The sequence below is a fragment of the Streptomyces umbrinus genome, from assembly GCF_030817415.1.
GTDB classification, from domain to species: Bacteria; Actinomycetota; Actinomycetes; order Streptomycetales; family Streptomycetaceae; genus Streptomyces; species Streptomyces umbrinus_A.
Map to the genome: position 1 here is coordinate 3,448,060 of NZ_JAUSZI010000002.1, position 23,673 is coordinate 3,471,732.

At 72.0% G+C, this 23,673-nt stretch carries 18 protein-coding genes; 7 read left to right on the forward strand and 11 right to left on the reverse strand.

The genetic code is table 11. The annotated features are described in order from the left end of the window. Window positions 1–27: 27 nt before the first annotated feature. Window positions 28–2,100, forward strand: coding sequence for an AAA family ATPase (locus QF035_RS15145; protein ID WP_307520842.1), 2,073 nt, complete (start codon window positions 28–30; stop codon window positions 2,098–2,100). Beyond that, window positions 2,097–2,855 carry an FHA domain-containing protein gene (locus QF035_RS15150; RefSeq protein ID WP_307520843.1) on the forward strand — a complete coding sequence of 253 codons (759 nt, stop codon included), beginning with the start codon at window positions 2,097–2,099 and terminating at the stop codon, window positions 2,853–2,855. The genes QF035_RS15145 and QF035_RS15150 overlap by 4 nt, the downstream gene beginning before the upstream one ends. Window positions 2,856–2,866: 11 nt before the next feature. On the opposite strand, the gene QF035_RS15155 is transcribed toward QF035_RS15150, so the two are convergent. From QF035_RS15155 to QF035_RS15165, 3 genes are read right to left on the reverse strand one after another with little or no spacing between them, the layout of a single operon-like run. After that, window positions 2,867–3,538 carry an RES family NAD+ phosphorylase gene (locus QF035_RS15155; RefSeq protein ID WP_307520844.1) on the reverse strand — a complete coding sequence of 224 codons (672 nt, stop codon included), beginning with the start codon at window positions 3,536–3,538 and terminating at the stop codon, window positions 2,867–2,869. After that, window positions 3,538–4,203, reverse strand: a complete 666-nt coding sequence (locus QF035_RS15160; protein ID WP_307520845.1) for a hypothetical protein — start codon at window positions 4,201–4,203, stop codon at window positions 3,538–3,540. Before QF035_RS15160 ends, QF035_RS15155 begins: the two co-directional genes overlap by 1 nt. Continuing rightward, the gene (locus QF035_RS15165; protein ID WP_307531132.1) at window positions 4,200–7,862 is read right to left on the reverse strand and encodes a CHAT domain-containing protein; all 3,663 of its coding nucleotides are present in this window, start codon (window positions 7,860–7,862) and stop codon (window positions 4,200–4,202) included. The genes QF035_RS15160 and QF035_RS15165 overlap by 4 nt, the downstream gene beginning before the upstream one ends. Before the next feature lie 329 nt (window positions 7,863–8,191). Here QF035_RS15165 and QF035_RS15170 point away from each other — a divergent pair, with 329 nt between their 5' ends. From QF035_RS15170 to QF035_RS15185, 4 genes are all read left to right on the forward strand, one after another. After that, window positions 8,192–8,500 (forward strand): hypothetical protein, encoded by a 309-nt coding sequence (locus QF035_RS15170; RefSeq protein ID WP_307520846.1) that lies wholly within the window; start codon window positions 8,192–8,194, stop codon window positions 8,498–8,500. Between the two features lie 11 nt (window positions 8,501–8,511). Further along, window positions 8,512–9,150, forward strand: a complete 639-nt coding sequence (locus tag QF035_RS15175) for a hypothetical protein (RefSeq protein WP_307520847.1) — start codon at window positions 8,512–8,514, stop codon at window positions 9,148–9,150. Window positions 9,151–9,235: 85 nt separating this feature from the next. Then, window positions 9,236–9,781: a TetR/AcrR family transcriptional regulator gene (locus tag QF035_RS15180; protein ID WP_307520848.1), complete on the forward strand. Its 546-nt coding sequence runs from the start codon at window positions 9,236–9,238 to the stop codon at window positions 9,779–9,781. A gap of 58 nt (window positions 9,782–9,839) precedes the next feature. Beyond that, window positions 9,840–11,387 (forward strand): MFS transporter, encoded by a 1,548-nt coding sequence (locus tag QF035_RS15185; protein ID WP_307520849.1) that lies wholly within the window; start codon window positions 9,840–9,842, stop codon window positions 11,385–11,387. Here QF035_RS15185 and QF035_RS15190 read toward each other — a convergent pair. The 8 genes from QF035_RS15190 to QF035_RS15225 form a co-directional block, all read right to left on the reverse strand. Further along, window positions 11,318–12,499 carry an aminotransferase class V-fold PLP-dependent enzyme gene (locus tag QF035_RS15190; RefSeq protein ID WP_307520851.1) on the reverse strand — a complete coding sequence of 394 codons (1,182 nt, stop codon included), beginning with the start codon at window positions 12,497–12,499 and terminating at the stop codon, window positions 11,318–11,320. The two genes, QF035_RS15185 and QF035_RS15190, sit on opposite strands and share 70 nt — an antisense overlap. A 515-nt stretch (window positions 12,500–13,014) precedes the next feature. Further along, window positions 13,015–13,785, reverse strand: a complete 771-nt coding sequence (locus tag QF035_RS15195) for a sugar phosphate isomerase/epimerase family protein (RefSeq protein WP_307520853.1) — start codon at window positions 13,783–13,785, stop codon at window positions 13,015–13,017. Further along, a complete protein-coding gene (locus QF035_RS15200) occupies window positions 13,782–15,761 on the reverse strand; it encodes a DUF2264 domain-containing protein (RefSeq protein WP_307520855.1) in 1,980 nt (659 codons plus the stop codon). The genes QF035_RS15195 and QF035_RS15200 overlap by 4 nt, the downstream gene beginning before the upstream one ends. Window positions 15,762–15,866: 105 nt before the next feature. Then, on the reverse strand, window positions 15,867–16,898 hold the full coding sequence (locus QF035_RS15205) for a hydroxyacid dehydrogenase (RefSeq protein ID WP_373466658.1): 1,032 nt from the start codon (window positions 16,896–16,898) through the stop codon (window positions 15,867–15,869). Window positions 16,899–16,950: 52 nt separating this feature from the next. Then, a complete protein-coding gene (locus tag QF035_RS15210; RefSeq protein WP_307520856.1) occupies window positions 16,951–17,865 on the reverse strand; it encodes a carbohydrate ABC transporter permease in 915 nt (304 codons plus the stop codon). Continuing rightward, window positions 17,862–18,818, reverse strand: coding sequence for a carbohydrate ABC transporter permease (locus QF035_RS15215; RefSeq protein WP_307531138.1), 957 nt, complete (start codon window positions 18,816–18,818; stop codon window positions 17,862–17,864). The genes QF035_RS15210 and QF035_RS15215 overlap by 4 nt, the downstream gene beginning before the upstream one ends. Before the next feature lie 99 nt (window positions 18,819–18,917). Further along, entirely contained in the window at window positions 18,918–20,255 is a 1,338-nt protein-coding gene (locus tag QF035_RS15220) for an ABC transporter substrate-binding protein (RefSeq protein ID WP_373466659.1), read from the reverse strand. A 130-nt stretch (window positions 20,256–20,385) separates the two neighbouring features. Then, window positions 20,386–21,474 (reverse strand): LacI family DNA-binding transcriptional regulator, encoded by a 1,089-nt coding sequence (locus QF035_RS15225; protein WP_307531139.1) that lies wholly within the window; start codon window positions 21,472–21,474, stop codon window positions 20,386–20,388. Window positions 21,475–21,878: 404 nt separating this feature from the next. On the opposite strand from QF035_RS15225, the gene QF035_RS15230 reads away from it, so the two are divergent. After that, window positions 21,879–23,663 carry a hypothetical protein gene (locus tag QF035_RS15230; RefSeq protein ID WP_307520858.1) on the forward strand — a complete coding sequence of 595 codons (1,785 nt, stop codon included), beginning with the start codon at window positions 21,879–21,881 and terminating at the stop codon, window positions 23,661–23,663. Window positions 23,664–23,673 lie beyond the last annotated feature (10 nt).

Below are 23,673 nucleotides of genomic sequence, written 5' to 3' on the forward strand. Positions count from 1 at the left end.
ACTCCACCGTCCAGAGAGGAACACGCAGTGAGTCTGTCCAGCGGATCGACGGAGAGCCGTCTCACCAAGCACGGAGAACCTCGCCACGCCGCCGCGAGCCCGCAGCGGCCGACACCCCCCTTCGTCGACGAGATCCTCGGCACGCTCTCGGTGCACAGCCAGTTCGTGCTGCACGGCAACATCCGCGACCGGTACCTGGCACAGCGCCGACACGGCGGGAAGCTGGTCGAGACCGATCGCAGCCTGCCCGAGTCGCTGTGGGACGGCCTGCGCCGGCTCGGCTACGGCGCACTGCTGCGCTACGACCAGATCACCGGCTTCGTCACCTTGGTCGGACCCGACCAGGACACCGTGGTCGAGTTGCTCAACGACGCGCTGCGCAGCCCGCGCAACGGACAGACCGGCGGCCGCACCCCCCAACTCCTGGACGCGGAACCGCTGCTGCGGGAGATCGTCACCGGGTTCCAGGAACGCCGTACCGGGCAGCGCCGGGACGGACGGGAGGCCGAACCGCTGCGGCTGGCACTGCTGATCGACTACTCCTCCCGGCTGAGCACCGACGTCACCCGGCTCAGCGACGCCGAGAAGGACTTCTTTCTGTCCTGCGTCCAACTCGCCCAGGACGCACAGCCGTTGGCTCCCGGCGCCCATCTGCCCCCGCGCGACCCCGCGGGCGGCGGGCAGCTGTTCAACCCGGTCATCTGGCTCGCGGACAGCGACCGCGACCTGCCGCACTGGCTGGTGAGCGGCTCCGAGCGCATCCGCGCGGTCGCGGTCCCCGGGCCGGACGCCGACGAGCGCGGGCGCATGGCCGAGCTGCTGGCATCGGAGCACCGGCCCGGCGCGGCCGACGTCGAATCCGCCCCCCAGGACGGCACCGGTACCGAACAGGAAGGGCCGTACGGACGGTCACGGCTGGATCCTGTCACCGCGTTCGCCAAGGCGGCGGCCGGTCTGTCCCTGGACGCGATGCGGCAGAGCCACCGGCTCGCTCTGTCGCGGGGCATGCCGTTCGAGGCGATGCCGGACGCGGTACGCATCTACCGGCTGGGCGTGGAGAAGGACCCCTGGCGTTCCTGGGCGATCCGCGAGCGGATCGCCGGCGGTCGCGAGGCCCTCACCCGCCGGGTGCGCGGCCAGGAGCCCGCGGTCACCATGACGCTCGACATCCTCAAGCGCGCGGCCCTCGGGCTGTCCGGCGCGCAGGCCACGTCCGCCGGGCACCGGCCGCGCGGGGTGCTCTTCTTCGCCGGTCCGACGGGAACGGGAAAGACCGAAATGGCCAAGACCGTCGCACAGTTGCTGTTCGACAGCGAGGAGGCCTACCTGAGGTTCGACATGAGCGAGTTCTCCGCCGCGCACGCGGCCGACCGGCTGGTGGGGGCGCCGCCGGGATACGTGGGCTACGAGGCGGGCGGTGAACTCACCCGTGCCGTACGCGCGGACCCCTTCCGGGTCATCCTCTTCGACGAGATCGAGAAGGCGCACCAAGGGGTGATGGACAAGTTCCTCCAGCTCCTGGAGGACGGCCGGCTCACCGACGGACAGGGCGTCACCACCTACTTCAGCGAGTGCGTGCTCATCTTCACCTCCAACCTCGGGGTGCAGCACAAGGACCCGAAGACCGAGAAGCGCGTGTGGGACGTACATCCCAAGGACGACTACTCCGACCTCGCGAAGAGGGTGAAGCAGAACATCCGCCATCACTTCGAGTCCGAGGTGGGACGTCCGGAGCTGATGAACCGCTTCGGCGGCAACGTGGTCGTGTTCGGCTTCATCACCGGCCCGCCCGCGGAAGAGGTCCTCGACCTGTCGATCGACAACATCGCCGCCGCCCTGTGGGAGAGCCAGGACATCCGGCTGGAGATCAGCCCGCGGGCCCGGGGGCAGCTCGGCAAGTACTGTCTGCGGGACCCGTACGCCGGGGGTCGGGGCATCGGCATGGCCCTGGAGACACACCTGATCAATCCCCTGGCCCGCTCGATCTTCGAGATCCGCCCGCAGTCACTGCGCGGCACGCTCCGGGTGACGGACGTGACGGAGGATCCGGAGGACGGCTCCGTCGACCTGCGGGTCGAACACGACAGGGACCGTGGATGACCGACGAAGGGGACGACGACCCCTGGGAGAAACTGACCCCCCGACGCCCGGGCACGACCCGCCCGCCAACCGCGGCGTCACCCCCGCCGGGCCCCGACAAGGACGGCGAGGACGACAAGAACGGCGAGAAGGGCGAGGGCGGCGAGGAGGAGAAGGACGACGACCCGCCGGAGAGGCTCTCGCCCCGAGGCGCGGATGGGCGTCGCACGGCTGCTGACGACGACCCGCCGGAGACGTTGTCACCCCGGCGTCCCGGCGAGGCCCCGTCCCCCGGGTCGGGGCCGCCGCCCCGGATGGTGCGATGTACGGGATGCGGGCGCAAGGTCCCTGCGCGCGTCGCGAGTTGTCCCGTCTGTGCGGCCCCGATCGCGGACCCGGATCCCGCCGAGGACGGCTCCGTGTCCGCGGCACTGCGGTTCTCCGGTGGTCTGGTGCAGGTGCGTCTGCGCCCTGGGGACGTCCGCAATCTCGGCCGGGACCGGGAGTGGGCGCCCCTGACGGCCCGCGGGTTCGCCGACGAACTGTCGGTGTCCCGTCGCCACGCCGAAGTGGCCCTGCGATCGGACGGCACCCTGTGGGTGACGGAATACCGGGACGGCACCACCCACGGCACCCGCGTCAACGGTGACTACCTGCTCCCGGCCGTGACACGGCAGTTGGCCGACGGTGACCGCCTCGTCCTGGGGCTCCATTCCGAGGCGACCGTGTCGCTGTGCGCTCCGGGCGAGGACCTGTCCGCCGGGGCGGGAGCCTGAGCGGACCCGCGTCAGCGTCCCGCCGCGGGCTCCGCGTCCGAGACCGTCGCACGGACCGGGCTCAGCAGCCGCCGGGCCTCGGCCGCTCCCTCCGGCGTACTCAGAGACACCGTGCGCTCGGGCACCGGCTCCAGCGGACACGTACCGCAGCGGTCGCCGAACAACTGGAGTGCCTCGCGCGGCCGGTGGCGCTTGGACTGCCACAACAGCCCCTGTATGCCGGGGGCGTGCTCTCTGATCAGTCGTACCCAGTACCGGGTCTTGGCGTAGTCGTCCCGCTCCGCGTCGACGAGCCAGGAGTCCTGCCACACCGCGGCCAGTCCCTCCGCGCTCATCAGGTCCACGAGGGCGAGGTCCGTGGTCGTGCGCAGGACGGACAGACGGTACTTGCTCGCGAGTGCCCTGGGGATGCGGCGCTGGGCCCACGGCCCGTCGAACCGCACCGACCGCAGGAGCACCTCGCTGAGCGCGGTGACGGGATCGAGTGCCGCGTACAGGTAGGGGAAGGGGTCCTGTTCGGTGGCGCCGAAGCGGTCGCCGTCGAAGAACGCGTGCTGGCGGCTGGGGTTGAACGAGTCGGGCGGACGCGTCTCGCGATGGCAGCGGTACAGCTCCGTGCCGACGGGCAGCACACGGACCAGAGGCTCCATGCGGGTCCCCTCGGGCGGGGCGTGGCCGGCCATCAGTCGTCCTCCAGGAGGGCGCGGGCGGCGGCGAGAACCAGCTCGTCCGGCGCCACGTCCAGCAGCTCGGCCGGCGCGCCGTCCAGCCATTCGTTGTCGCCCAGCCACCAGTCGGCGGCGCCCCACGGGTCCTGGCCGGCCAGCAGCAGCCGGTTCACCTCGCGCACCACCGGACGCAGCTCACCGGTGGTGGGTACGAACTGGAACTCCGGGTAGCGGTCACCGAGTTCGGGGTCGTGCAACCGGATCAGGTCGTCGGCCGCCGCGTCCGTCACGACCGCGATCACCGTGTCCGCGCCCCGAGCCGGGGCGTGCAGCAGCCGCTGCCGGGTGGTGTCCAGGACCTCCTCGGCCGTCGGTGGCGGGCCGGCCAGGAAGCCGAGCAGGTCACCGAGGCGGTCCCGGTCGACGACGACACCGCCGCCCGGGTCGTGTTCGGCATACCGCACGCCGTCGCGCAGCGCCGCACCGACGGGGTGGTGCTCGGGCATCACATGGAGCATCCGGCCCACTTCCCGTGCGGCACGCCGGGTGGGGCCGCGGCCGACGGCGTCGCCGAGCTCGGTGACCCGGCGCAGCAACCGGGCCCGCTCGTCAGAGCCCAGTTCGGCGAGCGTCTGGGCCCAGTGGCGGTGCAGCAGGGCGATCAGCTGGTCGGGAGTCATCGGGCCGGGTCCCTCCTGGGAGGCTCGGGGGCGGGACTGCCCTGATGGATGAAGGCGGCCCAGTTCTGGAGTTCGCCGATGTCCTGTTGCGCGAGGAACGGGTCCAGCATGTCCAACCCCGTGACGGGACAGCGGTGTTCGGCGGGGGTGAGGGCGTAGCGCTGCGTGGCCCGCAGGGCGTCGGGCGGGGCGAGACCGGCGTTCAGATGGTGGTGCAGGACCGTCATCAGGGCCGGGGTGACACCGTCCGACACGGCCCAGCGGGAACCGATGACATCCGTGGCCAGCCGGTGCACGAGGGCAGTGGTGAGGGTCAGGGCCTCGTCGTGGTCCGCCTCGCTCACATCGGTCTCGCACGCGCTGAGCACCACGAGGGGTCCGCTGCGGTCCCCGGCCGACGGGGTGTCCAGCAGGGTGGTCACGGTGAGATGGCCGGTCTCGGGGGGAGCGCCCTCCTCGTACCACAGGTGCAGCGCGGAGCGGGTGGGGTCGGTGCCGGCGGTCCCATGGCACGCCAGGTGCACCATCGCGGCACGGGCGGCCGTGGCGAACGGCTCGGCGCCGAGCACCCTCAGGATGGCGGCCGGCGTGGGGAGGTCGGGGCCGGTCTCGGTGTCGTCGCCCTGCAGGACGCGGGCGTCGCCGTAGTACGCCCGGCTCAGCGCCTGGATCTCGTCCTCGGCGTAGTACAGGTCCCTGGGCTCCGCGACCAGCACCTGCCCGCCTTCGACCGGCAGCCTCGACCGCCGTGTCCCATGGACCAGTTCGGAACCGGACGCGGCGAAGGTCACGACCGCGAGTTCACAGAGGTGGGCCGTCGAGGGGACGTCGGTCGCCTTCCCGTCGTCGCCGGAGTCCTCCCGCGGCAGCGGCAGCCGCGCGGCCTGCCACGGTACGGCGCCCAGGTCGCCGCAGGGCACGAGCACCAGCCGGACCGGTTCGGGGGACTCGTCGGCGCCGTCCGGCCGCAGCCCGCTCTCGGCCAGCGCGCGCTGCCACAGGCCCAGTGCGTCCAGCACCGGTCCCATGACCGACCCGCCCGCCCAGTCGCACAACCGCTCCAGGGACCGCTGCCACTTGCTCACCGCGCGGCGGACCGCGGGGATCGCGTCGATGTCCGTGGTGTCCGTGCCCCGGCTCCGCCGCAGTTCGACCCCGGCCCGTACGAACTCCTCCAGCGGCCCGCGGTCCGCGGTCGACAGCCCCGGCAACTCCACCACCCGCACTCCGAGTCCGGGTCGCAGCAGCAGCGCGGCACCCGTCTCGTCGTCGGTGCCCGGCACGAGATAGACCAGCGCGTCGGCCCGGCAGCGGACAAGCGTCGCGCCGAGAACCGGTGTGGGCGGCGGCCCCGATGCCGCGCTCGCGGCACCCGGGGCCGTGCGCACCAGCTCCAACGCCTCTCGGCGCAGCGCGCTGGGCAGCCGCGGCACTCCCGTCGCGTCCGGATGGAGCACCTCGTCGAGGACCGCGGGTCCAGCTGCGCCGGTGGTCACCGTGGCCTGCCGCCACGCCGCCGCCGTCTCATAGGCGCCGAGTGCCTCCAGCCGGTCGGCCACCGTGGTCCCGGCCGCGGCGGCGTGCAGGACCAGGGCACGCCCTGCCTCCAGACAGGCGACCGCCTCCTCGGGCCGGCCCAGGCGCACGGCCCAGCCCGCCGCACGGACGCCGAGGCTGCCGGCCGCCCGTGCGGCGCGCCGTCCGTGCTCGGCACCGAGCTGGAGCAGCACGTCGTCGGCCGAGGCGCGCAGAGCCAGTCTGGCGTGGGCGAGCGCCCGGGTCAGCCGGTCCCGCAGGGCGTCGTCGTGGGCGGGGTCGCCGGAGCCGGCACGCTCCGCGAGGGCGGTGGCCAGCTGCTCGTGCAGCGGCACCACGAGATCGGCCGCCTCGGTCCCGGCCCGGCCGCTCTCGGCACTCAGGTCGGCCTCGGCCCGCTCCAGTTCGGCGATGGCGTCGTCGAGGAGGGCCGGGTCGCCCTCGCGGCTGTGCAGGGCGCGCAGGGCGAGTGCGATGGCCACCCGGTTGCGGGGGCGCTGACCGGACACGGAGGCGGGCGCGTCCAGCGCGGCCCGTGCCGATTCGAGGGAGCGCCGCATGCGCTCGGAGTCCGGTTCGAGGTGTGTGGCGAGCGCGAGCAGGGGGGCTTCCATCGTCGCGAGCAGCGGGCGGGCGAAGGGGAGCGTGCCGGTGTGCGCCAGGGCGGCGGCATGCTGGTCGACCGCGCTGCGCAGCGCGCTCAGGTCGGCGGTCAGCTGCACCCGGACGAGTTCGAGGCCGCAGAGGATGATCCGCGGCAGCCCGCTCCACTCGCTCTCGTCATCGGTCTCCTGCGCGATCAGGGCGAGGAGTTCGTCCCGTACCTCCCCCAACGCGTCGACGTCACGCTCGCGTTGGGCCCGGTCGAGGGCGAACTGGGCCTGGAGACAGCGGTTCATGAGCAGCAGGCCGGGCGCACCCGGCCGGTCGGGGGCGCCCTCGGCGAGCAGACCCCCGGAGGTCAGGGCGGCGTCGATCAGTTCCTGCGCGGTCTGCCCGTCCTGGAGGCTGTGCCCCACCAGCTGGGAGCCGACCAGCACCGCGGGCACGGTCGCCTGGAGCAGCCACTCCGTCTCGTGGTCGACGGGCCCGTCCGCCTCCCGGATCTGTGCCAGCAGCTCCAACGCCTTCGCGAAGTGGGCCTGTTCGCCCGTACGCATCCCGAGGGCCAGGCAGGAGAGCGCCGCGAGGGCGCGGGCCTGGCCGCCGTCGGAGCCGGCCGCGGCCAGCATCCGCTCGTTCAGCACACGCAGGTCGTCGAGCGTGATGAAGCCGGGGCTGATGATCTCGGTGAGGATCGTGGGCGCGTCCAGTGAGCGCGCCATCTCCTCCATCTCTGCGGGGCCGGGAGGCCCGGCGTGCTCTGCGGAGCGCACCACGTCCACCGGGACGTCGTCCGGGGCACCGCCCGAGGGCAGTACGTCGAACGCCTTCGCCATGTACGGCAGCGCCTGGGCCAGCCCGCCCAGTGAACCGCTGTCGGGCAGCATGCCGGGCAGCGCGGCCATGATGTCGGCCAGCCCGCCGGTGTTGCCGTCCCCGGCGGCCCGCAGCAGCGGCACCATCGTGAGGATGCCCTCGATATGAGGTGGCAGCGGCACCCCCTCACCCGCCACCTCCCGTCCCAGTTCGACGACTTCGGGCAGCACCTCCAGCGCGGTCATGCCCTGCGCGGAGGCCGGCAGGCCGAGCGGAAGGTACCGGGCCAGACCGGGTGGCAGCGCGGCCACCCCGCTGTCGGCAGGGGAGATGTCCAGCAGCGGCGCCAGCAGCAGGACGGCGAGATCACGGGCGGCGTCGCGACGGAGACCGGGGTCCAGATCGGGCATCCGCCGCGCCTCGCGCAGCAGTTCGATGGCCCGTGTGCGGTCGGCGGGGTCCCGCCCGTCCGCCCACCGGGCCGCGACCAGCGCCCCGAGCCGGGCGGTGACCTCGCTCCCCGGTCCGGACGCCGTCTCCCCGGCGCACGTTTCGAGTTCGCCGATCAGCTCGTCCCGGGTGGCCTTGTCCGGGCCGACCGGGGCCAGGTCCGTTCCCGTGTACGTCACCCCGGCACCGACGGCACGGCGGAGGAACCGTCGCACCCGTTCCCCGTCCGAGTCCGCTCCGAGCCCCTCTTCCACCGTCAACTGCCGCCCCGTTCCGTTCGGTTCCGTCCCCGGGCCGGTACCGCTCCCCCGTGCGGTACCGACCCCTGGCCGACCACACGGCCCCCTGCCGCACGGTCACGGCGTCATGATGCTCCGGCCCACCCGTACGAGCGAGGACTTTGCGGCGTACGACCAGAATGCGACCGGCTTTGGACCGAACCCGTCCCGACCTGCGCGCAAGAGGCCACGAGCAGAACAGCGGCGAGCGCCGCGGGCCCATGGGTGCGATCCCGGCCGCCACCTCCTGGCACCATCGGCTCCCGGAGGCGGGCGGACGCGCGCCGTACGTGCAGGAGATGCCGATGCCCCGACGTCCCCACCCCTTCGAGGAGATCACCCGCCCCACCTATGCCGAGGCGCACCTCGCCGGGCTGCGGATCGAGGGCAGCCGCCACGAGGCCGTGCTCAGCGGCGTCTGCCCACGCTGCGAGCACCCCTTCCAGCACGTCCACCCCCTGGCCGGGTTCCGGGGGCTGCGGCCACCTCGGTCCCGCGACACCTATTCCGTCCAGGTGGCCTGTGTCTGCACGGAGGAGCATCCCGGCCGGCCGGACGACGACGAAGGCTGCGGCGCCTACTGGATCCTGCTGCTGCAACGGAACGGCCGGTGAGGTGGCAGGCGTTGCCCGGACCGGCCGCCACACCCGCGGACCGCGCCGCCGCCCGCCACCGCCGGCAGTTGGTGCGCCAGGAACTGCCCCGGGTCCGCGAGGCGGCGGCCGCCTGGCGCACGGGGCTGGCCGCGCTGCTGGTCGGCATGGTCGGCTTCGGCCTGATCAAGGGCCGCAGCGACATCCGGGAACTGGCCACGCCCTACGACATCGTGGTGGGCTGCCTGCTACTGCTGACGCTGGCGACCGGGACGCTGGGTGGCGTACTGCTGCTGCGCGCCGCGCACGGCAGGCCCGCGGCCACCGTCGTGCAGCAGACACCGCCCGGTGTGCTCGTGTGGGGTGAGGAGGCGCTCGACCACCAGGAGACCCTGCGCGCGGCGAAGGCCCTGACGCGGGGTGTGGTGCTGACGGTGCTGTGCGCCGCCGCACTGACCGCGACGGTCGCCGTGACCTGGTACGGGCCCGACAAGTCCGAGCCGCAGCTGGAGGTGGTCACACCGGACGGCGGTTTCTGCGGCCGTCCCCGCGGCGTCACCGACGGCCGACTGCTGCTGCGCACGCCGGCGGGCGAGGTGACGGTCCGCCTCGACGGGGCCCTCACCGTCCGCGCGCTGGCGTCCTGTCCGGGTCCCGGCACGACCGGTTGAGCCGCCCGCGCGGCGACGCGCCCCGACTCCCTTGCCGACACACCCACCAGCGTAACTGTACCTTCCGGATGGTACAGTTACGACCATGCGACCGAGCTCTCGAACCCAGATCCTGGAAGCCGCGATCCGTGTGACCGAGAAGGAGGGGATCACGAGCCTGACCCTGGAGTCGGTGGCCGTGGAGGCCGGACTGACCAAGGGGGGTCTGCTGTACCACTTCCGTACCCGGGAGGAGCTGCTGCTGGCGATCCAGCGGTATCTGACCGAGGGATGGGAGAAGCAGCTGGAGGCTCGGCTCGGGAAGGCGTTCGCGGAGGCGACGGCGACCGAGCGGGCGATCGCCTACACGCTCATGGACATGGAGAGCCAGCCTCGCAAGGCGGACCTGGCGTTCATGGTCGAGTCGGCGTCCGACCCGGAGCTGGCGCAGGTGTGGAACGCCCTGGTGGACCGGTGGGTGCCGGTCCCGGCCGAGCCCGATCCGGCGCAACTGGAGCTGTTCCTGGCCCGGATGGCCGCGGACGGGCTGTGGCTTTTCGAGGCGACCACCGGGACGAAACTCACGCCCGCGGTGAAGGATGCCCTTCGGCAGCGGATCGCCGCACTCACCGAATCGGCCTCCACACCGTGATCCACAGGCTCGGCGCCCTTCCGGCGCACCGTCGAATCCAGAAGATCCGAGGTACGGCATGAGCAAGGCACGACGCTGGTGGGTCCTGTTGACCGTCTCGGCGGGGCTGTTGCTGATATCGGTGGACATGACGGTGCTCTACACCGCCCTGCCCACCCTGACCGGCGATCTGCACGCCGACGCCTCGCAGAAGCTCTGGATCATCAACGCCTATCCGCTGGTGTCGGCCGGCCTGCTGCTGGGCACCGGCACACTGGGCGACCGGGTGGGACACAAGCGGCTCTTCCTGGCCGGCCTGGTCATCTTCGGTGCGGCGTCGACGATGGCCGCCTTCGCCACCTCCCCCGGGATGCTGATCGCCGCGCGCGCCTTCCTGGCGGTGGGCGCGGCGACGATGATGCCCTCGACGCTGGCGCTGATCCGGCTCACCTTCGAGGACGAGCGGGAACGCGGGGTGGCGATCGGGATCTGGGGCACGACGTCGGTGGTCGGCACCGCGCTCGGACCGGTCCTCGGCGGCTTCCTGCTGGAGCACTTCTGGTGGGGTTCGGTGTTCCTGGTCAACGTGCCCGTCGTCCTGCTCGCCCTGGTGGCGGCGGTGTTCCTCGCCCCCGGCGGATCCGGCCGCGCGGACCGGCCCTGGGACCCCGTCGCCTCGCTCTACGTCATGATCGGCCTGGTCGCGCTGGTCTACGCGATCAAGGAGACCACCCGGCCCGATCCCGCACCCCTGCACATGGTCGGGGCGCTGCTGGTGTCCTTCCTCGGCTTCCGGGCCTTCCTGCGTCGCCAGCGCACTCAGCCCTACCCTCTGATCGACTTCGCGCTCTTCCGCAATCGGCCCCTGCTCGTCGGCGTGCTCGGCGCCGGCCTCGCGATGTTCGCCACCGCCGGCATCCAGCTCGTCCTGGCCCAGCGCCTCCAACTGGTCATCGGCCACACCCCGCTCGGCGCGGGCCTGCTCGTGGCCGCGTCTGCCCTGGGGGCCCTGGTGGCCGGGGTCGTCGTCGGCGGCCTGGTCCACCGGGTCAGCGTGCGCACACTGATCGGCGGCGGCCTCGCCACGAGCGCACTGGGCATCCTGCTGACGCTCCTGCTCACCCCGGGCGCGGTCCCCCTCCTGGACTCCGCCCAGAGCTCCGGCTGGGTCGTCCCCGGCCTGATCCTGGCCGGCGCGGGTCTGGGCACCACGATGACCGCCGCCTCCGCCGCGATCATCGGCGGCGCCCCGCCCCACCGCGCCGGTATGGCCTCCTCGGTGGAGGAGGTCTCGTACGAACTGGGCAGCCTGACCGGTGTCGCCGTCCTCGGCAGCGTGCTGACGGCGGTCTACACCGGCACGGTCACCCTGCCCGCGGGCACCCCCGGCACCGCGGCCGACAGCCTGGACGAGGCCCGCGCCACCGCCGACCACCTGCCCGCGGAGCAGGGCCGCCCCCTGCTGGACGCCGCCACCTCCGCCTTCGACAACGGCTACAACACGACCCTGGTCATAGCCACCGTCCTCCTGGCCGCCGGCTCCCTCTTCACCTACCGCTACCTGGGGCGTGCTGCCAGCTCGGCGAACACCTCGACGGCGCGGTCGAGTTCGGCCTCGGTGTTGTAGTAGTGCGGCGACAGCCGCACCAGCGGATGGACGCCCCGGTCCTCGGTGTCGAACTGGGTGTGCGCCGCCACGGTGGTGGTGACATTGACATCGCGCTCAGCAAGAGCGGCGGCAACATCCGCGGTGGACACGTCATCGACCTTGGCGGTCACGATCGCGCACCGCTGCCGACCGAGGTCGTACGTCGTGACACCGGGCACGGCGTCAAGCCGGTCGCGCAACAACTCCCCGAGCCCGACGGCACGGCGCCCAATGTCCTCCATGCCGATCTCAAGGGCCTGCTCGACGGCGGCGCTCAGGCCGAGCACGTTGGCGTAGCTCACCTCCCAGGTCTCGAAGCGCCGGGCGCCGTCGCGCCAGGTGAAGCCCCGCTTCCCGTCCCAGGTGGCGGAGGCGATCTCACTGACGTACGGCTCCAGGTGGTCCAGTGCTTCCCGGCGCACCCACAGAAATCCCGTCCCGCGAGGGCCGCGCAGGAACTTCCTGCCCGTGGCGGTGAGCATGTCGCACCCGAGTTCGGCGACATCGACCGGGAACTGGCCGACGGACTGTGTGGCATCGAGCAGGAAGGGCACACCCGCGGCCCGGCTGATGCGACCGATCTCGGCCGCGGGGTTGACCAGACCGCCACTGGTGGGGACATGGCTGACACCGACCAGCCTGGTCCGGTCGTCGATCAGCTCCGCCAGGGCCGCGGTGTCGAGCTGCCCGGACTCGTCGTTGGGGACGACGACGACCTCGGCGCCGGTGCGCCGGGCGATCTGCAGATAGGCGAGGACGTTGCTTCCGTACTCGGCCCGGCCGGTGAGGATGCGGTCGCCCGGCGCGAACGTCATGGAATAGAACGCGGCGTTCCAGGCGTGCGTGGAGTTGTCGAACAGCGCGACCTCGTCGGGCCGGCCACCGACGAGGCGCGCGATGTTCGCGTAGGTGGCGTCGATTCGGCCCCGTTCCCGGTCCGCGGCCTCGTACCCCCCGATGGCGGCCTCCAGCTCCAGATGGACCGTCGTGTCCCGAAGGGTCCTCCGCGACAACAGCCCGGCACCCGCGTTGTTCAGATGAACCCGGTTCGCGGTGCCCGGGGTGTCCCGGCGGAGCGCTTCGATGTCCATTCCTGCCCCCATCTCTACGGTCGGATGCCTCTGCCTTCCCTTCCCAACCGACCCAGCCAACACTCGGGCTCCGCCCTGGGCTTCTTGGTCCGCTGCGGATGCGTTGTGGCTGGTCGCGCAGTTCCCCGCGCCCCTTAAAAGCACCGGTGCCCGGGGCCGGTTTGCCACGTGCGGGTCCGTCGCGGTTGCTCGCGCAGTTCCCCGCGCCCCTAAAAGCCCGTGGCCAAGGCCGGTTCGTCACGTGCCGGACCGTCGTAGTTGCTCGCGCCGTTCCCCGCGCCCCTTACGGGGCACGGTCGGAGGGGACGTGGCGGGATGTGTGGCCGCAGCTTACGACGACATGGGAAGGCGGCCACCGTGGCAATCGGGCCTTGCCTGGTCCGCTGCGGACGGACATCCCGGCGCGGCCCCGCACCCAACAGACGAGCCGCAACCCCCACCCACCCCAGGGGCGCGGGGAACTGCGCGACCAGCCACAACAAACCCGCAGACAAACACCGAACCCGAACCCCTGCCTACTCGCCCAACCCCCGAAGCGTCCGAGCCTCCCGCGCAAGAATCCCCTCGTCATCCCCCGGAACGAACTCCAGCAGAACATCCATCGGCCCACCCCCACCCCCCACCCGCAGCCGCCCAAGCACCCCACCCCACAACTCGGACCGCGCAGAGAGCGGACGCCGAGTCGTCCCCGGCCACCAGGAGAACGCATGCACGGCGGCAACGCCGTCAATCACCGCGTCGAGACCAAGCAGCGCATCCGAGTCGGCCACATCGAGCGGCGGCTGCCAGTACGTGAGAACGTCGGGCCGCCCCACCTCCTCCAGCAACCGCAAGACACGATCAGCCCCATCGGTCAGCGTGTTGCGATGGAACTCGTAGGCGAGATACACGCCCACATCAGCCGCAAGCTCCGCCGCACGCCGAGTGTCCTCGACAACCGCCGCCCGCTCCTCCGGCGAAGCCTCCTCCGTCCCAGTCGCCCCCGCCCAGATCCGAATACGTGGCGCCCCGAGCAGCACGGCGGAGCGAAGAACCCCGTCGAACTCCGCCGGGTCGGTACACCCGGCGCGGTAGTACGAGCCGTACGAGGCCACCGCGAGCCCCGCCTCCTCCGTGGCGCCGCGAACCCGGACGGCCACGGCCTCATCCCCCGCAGGTACATGCACGTCGGCACCCCACTCCACACACTCGAGCCCCGCCTCGACCGCGGCCCCGAGCACCCCGGCCACATCAAGGTGCCGCAGGGTGACGGAACACAGCCCCAGCCGCGGCGACACCCGGTTCACCCCAACTCCTCGGTGACCGAGAGGCCACCCGCACCCCCCGCACCCCCCGCACCCCCCGCACCCCCCGCACCGAAGTCCACGACCGTACGCACCCCATCGCCCCAGCGAACAGCCGCAACAAGCCCACTCACCTCAACACCGACCTGCCCGGCGAGCGGCGCCACGCCCTCTTCCCCCGTGAGGGACGCCAACCCGACGAACAACGTCCCCTCCTCCCCCGCCCCGACAACTCCGGTGAGCTCGGGAACGAGGGCCCAAGGCCCAAACGCCGTCCCCTGCGGCGCCCGCACCACACACGACGTCTCCCACCCGTACAGCCCGATCAGTTGACTCGTCACCTCCGGCCCTTCGAGCCGCACCTCCGCGCCCTGGTCGTCCTCGGCGACGGTCCCCGGAGGCACCGCAACAGTCCAGCCGCTGTGATGAACCGGCGTCCCCACCGGCACACCCACCGTGCGATGCACCCGCAGTTCGAGCCTGCCGCGGGCCAGCGTCAGGCTCTCGATCCGCGCAGACGGAAGCACGGGCCCGCCCTCGGGGAAGACCGGCCGATGCCACGAGGCGAGCCAGTCACGCCCGGCACCCAGCGGATGAATGCGTACACGGGCGCTCCGCATGCCACGGGCCGACAGCGCGACATGATTGTCGGCAGCGTTGGCCGCGCTGGTCGGACCGGTACGGGTGGAGTACGCGAGTCGGGCGTACAACGGGTTGCCCGGGGCCTTCTCCGGCTCCCGCGAGTCGAGCTTGTAACTGCCGTGGTTGTGCAGGCGCGCGAGCCCGTCCCCGCCCGTGGTCTGGACGAGCAGCCCGGGCGCGGGAAGGGCGAGCACACGGTCGGCCCCCTCGACCGGCGCCCGCTCCTCGGTGGCCGTCCACACCGGATCCTCGGCCGGGATCAGCAGCGAGAGGAACCCCTTGGAGGCCCAGTACGGGGACCCGGGCCCCGAGTACCGCTGAAGTGTGGCCTCGTGCGGCCCGTACCAGCCAAGTCCGAGGAGCCCGTCCGCGGTCGGCGCACCCCGGTCGACAAAATGCCGCAGCCCCCCGCTGAGGATGCGGCGGGTGACGCCCGGGTCGAGCGGAGTCTCACCGGTGAGCGCGCCGAGCGCCACGGCGGTGACGGCCGCGAAGCGGTACGTCAGCGAGCGCCCGTGGTGAATGGGCGCACCGTTCGCGTCGAAGAGCAGCGCGAACCCGTCCAGGAACTCCCGCAGTCGCGGGCCGAGCCGGTCGAGCAGTTCCCGGTCCCCGGTGAGGTGGGCGTGCAGCAGCGGGTAGAAGTGGAGGGCCCAGCCGTTGTAGTGGTCGAAGGAGCGGCCGTCGCCGTCGGAGTACCAGCCCTGGCCCTGGTACCAGCCGTCCAGCAGGCCGAGCGCGCGGTCGATCGCCCCGCGTGTCTCGCTGTCGCCCCGTCCCACGGACTCCAGGAATCCGGCCACGGTCAGCGGGAAGAGGTACCAGTTGTTGGGGGCGGGCGTGTGCCGCAGCGCGCCGCGCAGCCACTGCTCGACGCGGTCCTGGTCGGCGGCCGGGAGGGTGTCCCAGGTCCAGGGCGTGGTGAGCCGCAGGGCCAGCGCCACGGAGGCCGACTCCACCATGGGCTGGCCCTGGATGCCGTGGTGGCCGATCTCCGGCCAGGACTCGGCGTCGTCGCGGCCGGGGGTGCGCGTGCCGCGCGCGACGCCGGCCGTGTAGCGCTCCAGGAATCCGTGCGGGTCCTTGCCGGACGCCCCGGCGGTACGGAACGCGGCGAGCAGGAACGTACGGGCGAACCCTTCGAGACCGTCGGAGCGCACCCCCGACCGCGAGGGCGGGCCGGGCAGGTCGATCAGGGCGTGGCCGGGGGTGGCGTATCGGAGGGCGGCGGCCAGCAGCCGGTCGCCGGTGGCTTCCCAGTGGGCACGGGTGTAGCCGGTGTACGGGCTGAGGGTGCGGTCTTCCTCGGGGGCTGCAGGGAGGGGGTGCTGGGGCATGGAAGGGCCACGTCTCCTGTTCGTTCCGGCGGTTTCCGAAGGTCCGTTCCGTTCCGGCGGTTTCCGAAAGCGGCTGCGATGGTCAGGCGGGTCAGGCAAAGCAGGTCAGGCGAGGCGGGCCAGATGTTCGGGCCGGACGGGGTGGGTGAAGGGGCGGCCGAGGGCGTACGACTCGATCTCGGCCAGTGCCAGGTCGGCGAGGCGGCGCAGTTCGCCGCCCTTCGAGCCGGCGATGTGCGGGGTGATGAGGACGTTCGGGCAGTCCCACAGCGGTGAGTCGGCGGGCAGTACCTCCGGCTCGGTGACGTCCAGGACCGCGTTGATCCGCCCGGACACCACCTCACTGGTGAGAGCGGTCTGGTCGATGACCGCGCCGCGCGCGGTGTTGATCAGCGTGGTGCCCGTGCGCAGCCGCGCCAGCAGGTCGCGGCAGACCAGGCCGCGGGTCTCGGGCAGCAGCGGTGTGTGCACGCTGAGGACGTCGCTGACCGCGAACAGATCGGGCAGGGAGACCGGCTCCGCCCCGAGATCGCGTGCCTCGGTGTCCGTGACGAAGGGGTCGTGGAGCAGCACGTTCAGGTCGTGCGGGCGGAGCAGCTCGATGACGCGGCGTCCGATGACCGAGGCGCTCAGGATGCCCACGGTCCTGCGGTAGTTGCCCGCGTCGGGGTGGCGTGCGTTCCAGTCGATGCGCCGGCGTTCGGTGCGGTAGGTCCGGGCGGTGTCGAGGACGCGTTTGTTGGCGAGCAGGATCATGGCGAGGGTGTACTCGGCGACCGGCACGGCGTTGGCCGCGGCGGCGGAGGACACCGTGAGGCCGCGCTCCCAGCAGGCGGCGGTGATGTGGTGGCGTACGGTCCCGGCGGTGTGCACGACGGCGCGCAGCCGGGGCGCGGCGTCGAGTACCGCCGCGTCGATGGGCGGGCAGCCCCAGCCGGTGACGAGCAACTCGGCGTCGGCGAGCGCGCGGTGGGCTGCGGGGGTGGTGAGGTCGTCCAGGACGAGCCGCGGGTCGATGTCGGTGAGGGCGGCCAGCCGGGCCCGTACATCCGGGTCGAGGACCTGATCCGCGGTCCTGTGCGCCATGGCGAGCACGGCACGCGGGCGGGAACGGGGCCGGAGGTCGGGGTGGGTCACTTGACGCTCCTACGGGTCAACTGGGGCTCCTTGTACATCACTTGACGGCACATCACTTGACGCTTCCGGCGGTCAGGCCGGACTTCCAGTAACGCTGCAGCGTGACGAACGCGACGATCAGCGGCACGACGGCGAGCAGCGAGCCGATGACGACGAGCGGGTAGTACTCGGGCGAGACGGTGGCGGAGCTGTTCCAGGTGTAGAGCCCGAGGCTCAGCGGATACAGGTGCTGGTCGGAGAGCATCACCATGGGCAGGAAGAAGTTGTTCCAGATGGCGGTGAGCTGGAACAGGAAGACGGTGACGAATCCGGGGCCGAGCATGCGCAGACTGACGCGTATGTACGTCTGCAGTTCGCCGGCGCCGTCCACGCGGGAGGCCTCCAGTACCTCGTTGGGTACGTAGCCGCTGCTGAGCAGGCGGGCGAGGTAGACGCCGAAGGGGTTGAACAGGACGGGGACGAAGACCGCCCAGAAGGCGTTGACCAGGCCGATCTCGGAGGCCACCAGATAGAGCGGGAGGGCGAGGACGGTCTGCGGGACCATGACGCCGGTGAGGACGAGCCCGAACAGCTTCTCCTTGTGCCGGAACTCGTACTTGTCGAAGGCGTATCCGGCGGAGACGCTGATGAGGGAGCCGACCAGGGCGCCGCCGACCGCGTACAGCAGGCTGTTGAGGTACCACTCGCCGTAGAGGCCGCCGTCCATGGCGAAGAGGTCGGAGAGGTTGCGGGAGAGGGAGAAGTCGCCGAGGGAGAAGATGTCGCTGCCGAAGAGGGCGTCGGCGTTCTTGGTGGACGCGAACAGCAGCCACAGGGCGGGCATCATCGTGTAGAGGGCGGCTATCAGGACGACGGCGTTGGCGACGCCGCGGCTGGTCAGTCCGGACTTCCCGAAGGGGCGGCCGAGTGGCCTGGTGGGTGACCCGCCGGACGGGGTCGTGGGGGTGATGGGAGTCGTCGTGGTCATTTCGCGCTCCGTTCGCGGCGGCCTGCCCAGCGCGTCACGGCGAACGACAGGGCGCAGGTGACGACGAGGAGGATGACGGAGGCCGCGGAGGCGAGTCCGTAGTTGTTGCGGCGGAAGGCCGCGTCGTAGATGTACATGTTCGGTGTGAAGCGGGAGTTGACCATCGGCGTGGCCTGGTTCATCAGCATGGGCTCGGTGAACAGCTGCAGCGCGGCGATGAGGGAGAACATGCACACCATGAGGACGGACCCCCTGATGATGGGGACCTTGACCTGGAACGCGGTGCGCACGCCTCCCGCCCCGTCGATCCTGGCCGCTTCCAGCACCTCGCGCGGCAGCGCCTGGAGGGCGGCGTAGAAGATCACCATGTTGTAGCCGAGGCCGCTCCACAGGGCGATGTTGACGATCGACGGGAGCACGGTGTGCAGGCCCAGGAAGTCGATGGTGATGTCGGCCTCGGCGAAGAGCTTGATGACCGGGCTGAGCCCCGGCGTGTAGAGGTACAGCCAGATGACCGCCGCGATGATGCCGGGCACGGCGTGCGGCAGGTAGAGCAGCATCTGCGCGGTGCGCCGCAGCCGGATCAGTCCGGAGTCGAGCAGCAGGGCGAGGCCCAGGGAGCCGGCGACGACGAGCGGGACGAAGACCACGCAGTACAGGGCGATGGAGCCGAAGCCGGAGACGAAGCTCGGGTCCTGCAGCACGGCGAGGTAGCTGCGCAGTCCGGTGAAGATGGTGCGGCCGCCGCCGAAGCCCAGGCCGTCGTGGTCCTCGGAGAAGAAGCTGAGGTAGATGGCGTAGCCGACGGGGACGAGGAACACGGCGACGAGCAGCGCCGTGAACGGGGCGAGGAGCGTGACGTACGCGAACCTCTGCTGTCGGCGTCCGGCTCTGCGGGTGCGGGCGGGGTCCGCCGGTGGCGGTGTGGTCCCCGCCCGTTTTCTGGGAGTCATCACTGTGCTCACGGATGCACCTCGGATCCAACCTGATGTGCGGCTCTGGATGTGCGGCTCTGAGAGGGTGGTGTGCGGCGTGGTGTGCGCGGCTGTCGGTCAGCGGGTGGTGACGGACAGGCCGAGGCTCTTCAGGTCGGGCAGGGTTTTGCTCTGTGCCTCCCGGAGGGCCTCCAGGATGGTTCCGCTGCCGACACCGGCCCGCGCGAGCCCGTCGTCGCCGGAGCTGATCGTCGAGACCATGCGCGGTCCCCACTTCCATCGGGTGGAGATCAGCTCGGCCTCTCTCTGGAAGAGGGAGAAGATGTCCTGGCCGCCGTAGTAGCTGGTGTCCATCTCCTTGCGGGCGACCGGGACCAGGTCGGGCACGGTCGGATACGCGCTGCTGACACCGCTGGCGAGTTTGGCCTTCAGCGCGTCCGGGCTGGTGACCATCCAGGTGATGAACTCCAGGGCTTCCTCGGGGTGCGTGCTGTCCTTGGTGACCATGAAGGTCGAGCCGCCCTGGGTGCCCAGGGACGGCTTCTCCGGGTCCCACTGCGGGGACGGGGCGATGGCCCATTTGCCCTTGCCGCCCGGGGTGGAGGCCATCATCGAGCCCGCCGCCCAGGCGCCCGCCAGCCAGCCGGCCGTCTCACCGCTCTGCAGATGCGCCCGCCACTGCTGGCTGGACGAGGGCTCGACCCGCACCAGGTCGTCGTCCACCAGGCGCTGCCAGTACGTGGCGACCTTGCGGGTGGGGGCGTCGTCCATGGAGACGGTCCAGGACTTGTCGGAGGTGTCGTACCACTGGGCGCCGGCCTGCCAGGCGAGGCCGGCCATGGCGAGCGTGCCGCCGGTGGTGAAGAGAGAGGCGATACGGGAGTCGGGCTTGGCCTTCTTCAGCTTGCGGGCCGAGCTCTCGAACTCCGCCCAGGTCCTGGGGACGGGGATGTCGTACTTGGTGAACAGGTCCTTGCGGTAGAGGAAGACCATCGGTTCGATGTCGACCGGCAGGGCGTAAGTGCGCCCTTCGAAGGTGGTCAGATCCATCGCCTGCGGGATGATCTTGCGGCGCACCGAGTCGGGCAGCATGTCCGTGATGTCGCGGGGCACACCGTCGATGGCGTAACTGGGCAGCTGGGGATACTCGATGGTGGCGACATCGGGGGCGTTGCCCGCCCGCGCGGCGTTGCTGAGCTTGGCCCAGCCGCCCTGGTCGCCCGAGGGGACCTGCTCGAAGTCGACCTTGATTCTGGTGTGGGTGCGGTTGTACTCGTCCACGACCTCCTGGCTGCCGCGCAGCGCGGACCAGAAGGTGACGTGCACCGGCCCGTCCCCGGCGCTGTCCCCCTTCCCGCCGCCGGAGCAGCCCGCCACCAGCAGCATGGCGAAGATCGTGAGCACTGCCGTCACGGCCGCACCTGAGCGTCTGACTGCTGGGCGTTGACCAGGCATGGGCCCTCCCGCGTCGTTGCTGGGTCATGGGCATCCTCAGCGGCAGACGAAAAAGGCGTCAATACATCGAACAGAAGAAACTAAAACGGTCAAACGAACAAGTCCGAACGCCAGGCGACTTCGCACGAGGTCAGACCACCGGTGCGGCCGTGGACTCCCTGATCACGAGGCCCGGCAACAGTTCCACGTGCCGGGTGGCCCCGGGCCGCAGCCCGCCGCCCGCCATGTCGAGCCGTCGCAGCAGCAGTTCGACCCCGGTCCGGCCGAGCTCCGTCTTGGGCGGGGCGACGGCCGTCAGCGGGACCGGCCCCATGTCCGCGACCACGTCGTTGTACGCGACCACCGAACAGCGTCCCGGCACGTCGATTCCCGCCGCCAGCAGGCGTTGCACCAGCATCAGCGCGTCCATGTCGCTGTGGATCAGCACCGCCGTCGCGCCGCTCCTCCCGACCGCCTCGACCAGGTCGGACTCCCGTGGGTCGGCGACGCGCGGATCGGGACCGGCGGTGCTCGAACTGAGAATCGTGGGGCATCCCTCCGCGAGCCCCAGGGCGGCGGTCTGTTCGGCGAACTCGGCGCGGATGACCCGCGCCGTGGGGCTGTCGTCGCGCGCCGCCAGCACGATCCGCCGGTGCCCGAGACCGACCAGGTGCCCGAGCGCCAGGTGCACGCCGTACGCGTGGTCCGTACGCACACAGTCCAGCGAGTAGATCCCGCCGGCCCGGGCGGGGCGCCGCTCCACCAGCACCGCGGGGACGTCCAGGGCGGCCAGCCAGGAGTGGTCCGCCTCGGCCTCCGCCCGGGTGCGCCAGTGCGGCGACAGCAGCAGGCCACGCGCCCCGGCGTCCACCGCCTGGCGCACCGCCTCGCGCTCGGACCCGCCGTCACCCGCGGTGATGTGCAGCGCCAGCCGCAGACCGGCCTTGGCCGCGGCCTCCCGCGCGCCCTGCACGGCCTCGGTGAGATAGGTGTTGCTCTCCGGTACGACCATGGCGACGGCGTCCCCGCCGACGGGAACCTCCTCGGGCACCGGCCGCAGTGACCGCGCCACCCCGTGCCCGCGGCGCACCTCCCCACGCCGGGCCAGGTCCTCGACGTCCCGGCGCACCGTCACCACGGAGACGCCGAGTTCGTCGGCGAGGTCGGTGATGCGCGCGACACCCCGGTCCCGCACCGTCTCCGCGATCCGGTCCTGCCGCGTCCGCGCCGACTCCCGCATGTCCCCACCGCTCCCGCCCACGTCGGCCGCGCCGCCCGGCCACCACCGCACGGCGGTTCGCACGATCGAGTTTCGCGCGATGGCCCCATCGTAGCGATCAATCGATCAAAACGGCGGTGGCTTCGGCTGCATCCGCTGTTTCGGGGGCATCCACTCGGATGGGCCGGACGGCCGCGCGCCACGTGACGGCCGTTGCCACGGTTCGTTGGACCGGTCACCGGACCGGGCGGGCGGTTTCCGGCGCGCGGAGGAAGGGCCGCGCGGGGTCACTGGATGTGGCCTGGTAGGGCTGTTCCTTCTCACCCCCCCGTGGGCGTCGAGCAGTGAACGCCAACGGCGAGAATCGCATCTACCTCCCCAGCAGTCCCTTCCGCCCCACCCGCTCTGCCCCAGGAACAGCCTTCATGCGCGTACAGCCGTTCTCCGTGGTCGCCCCGGCACCCTCCGGACCCGACGGCGTCCTCGACGTCCCCCGGAAGTCCGTGTACCGGCCGCTTCGGCTGTGGGCGGGCCGCGTCCCGGTGCTCGCGGTCCTCGCCGTCCTCCCGCTGTACGGGGTGTGGGCGACGCTTCTCGCGACGGGCGGCGGCGATCTCGCGGCCCAGTACGCCTGGGCGGGCTTCTTCGCCCGGAACCCGGACTCCGCGTACGGACTGTTCTGGTACGGCGGCACGCACACCGCCAACTACAGCGTGCTGTCGCCTCCGTTGATGGCGATGCTGGGCGTACGGACCGCGTCCGTGCTGGCCGGTGTGGCCGCCACCTGGCTGCTGGGCTCGCTGCTGGAGCGGACCGTCGCCAGGGTGCCACTGTGGCCCGCGCTGCTCGGCGCTCTCGGGCTGTGGGCCAACGTCGCCTCGGGGCGCACCACGTTCGCCATCGGGCTGGCCTTCGGACTCGCCGCCCTCCTGGCCGTGGCGGGCCGTCCGACGCGGCGGGACCGGCTGACCACGGGCGTCCTGGGAGCGCTGCTGGCCACCCTGGCCAGTCCGGTGGCCGGGCTCTTCCTGCTGGTGGCCGGTGCCGGGTATCTGCTCGACCGGCAGTACGCCAAGTGCCTCGCCCTCTCCGTGCCACCCGTCGCCGTCTGCGCGTCGACGGCACTTCTGTTTCCCTTCCAGGGCGAGCAGCCCATGCCCGCGGTCCGCATGCTGCTGCCCCTGCTGCTGTCCGGCGCCGTGGTGTGGGCGGCTCCCCGCGTGTGGCGGGTGCTGCGGGGCGCGGCGGCGGTGTACGCCGTCGGAGTCGTACTCACCTGTCTCGTCCCCTCGCCCATCGGCACCAACGTGGAACGGCTCGCGGCGCTCTTCGCCCCCGCGGTGCTGCTCCTGTGCCTGCGGGGCGCGGCCGGGTCCGGTGGCGCCCTGCCCGCCCTGCGGAGGACCTTCGCGCGGCGGGCCTCCGGGCGTCGAACCTCCTTGCGGCAGACCTCCTTGTGGCGGACCGCCCCACGCTGGGTCGCCCCGGTCGCGCTCGCACTCGCCGCGTCGGTCGCCTGGACCACCACCACGACCGCCAACGACCTGCGGGTCACCACGTCGGTGCCGGCCTGGGCCACGCACACCGCCGGGGTCCTCTCCGAGCTCGACCGGCTCGGCGCGGATCGCGACCGGGTCGAGGTGGTGCCCGCCCGCAACCACCGCGAGGCCACCCTCTTCGCACCGCACGCACAGCTGATGCGGGGCTGGAACCGGCAGTTGGACGTCGAACGGGGGCGGCTCTTCTACGAGGGCGCGCTCGACGCCCCGCGCTACCACGCCTGGCTGCGCCACTGGGCCGTGGGATACGTCGTCGTGCCCGACGGGACACCCGACGGCCCCGCCGAGCACGAGGCCGCCCTCGTCACCTCCGGGCAGGACTGGCTGGAGCCCGTGTGGCACGACGCGTACTGGAGGATCTACCGCGTCCAGGACGCGGAGCCGCTCGTCTCGGCGCCCGCGCGAGTGGTCCGGGCGGGCGAGGCGGCCGTGGTGCTGAGAGTGCCGGGGCCCGGGACGGTGACCGTCCGGGTCCGGTACTCGCCGTGGCTGCGGGCCGCCGGGGCCTGCGTAGGGCCGGACGGACCCTGGACACGGCTGACCGTGCGGCGGGCGGGCCTGTACCGGCTGGACTCCAGCTATGTGAACGGGCCCTCGGACGAGGACGGTTGCCTGCCGGCCGAGGACGGCTCCCGGCAGGGACTGCGGTAGCCCGACAGGG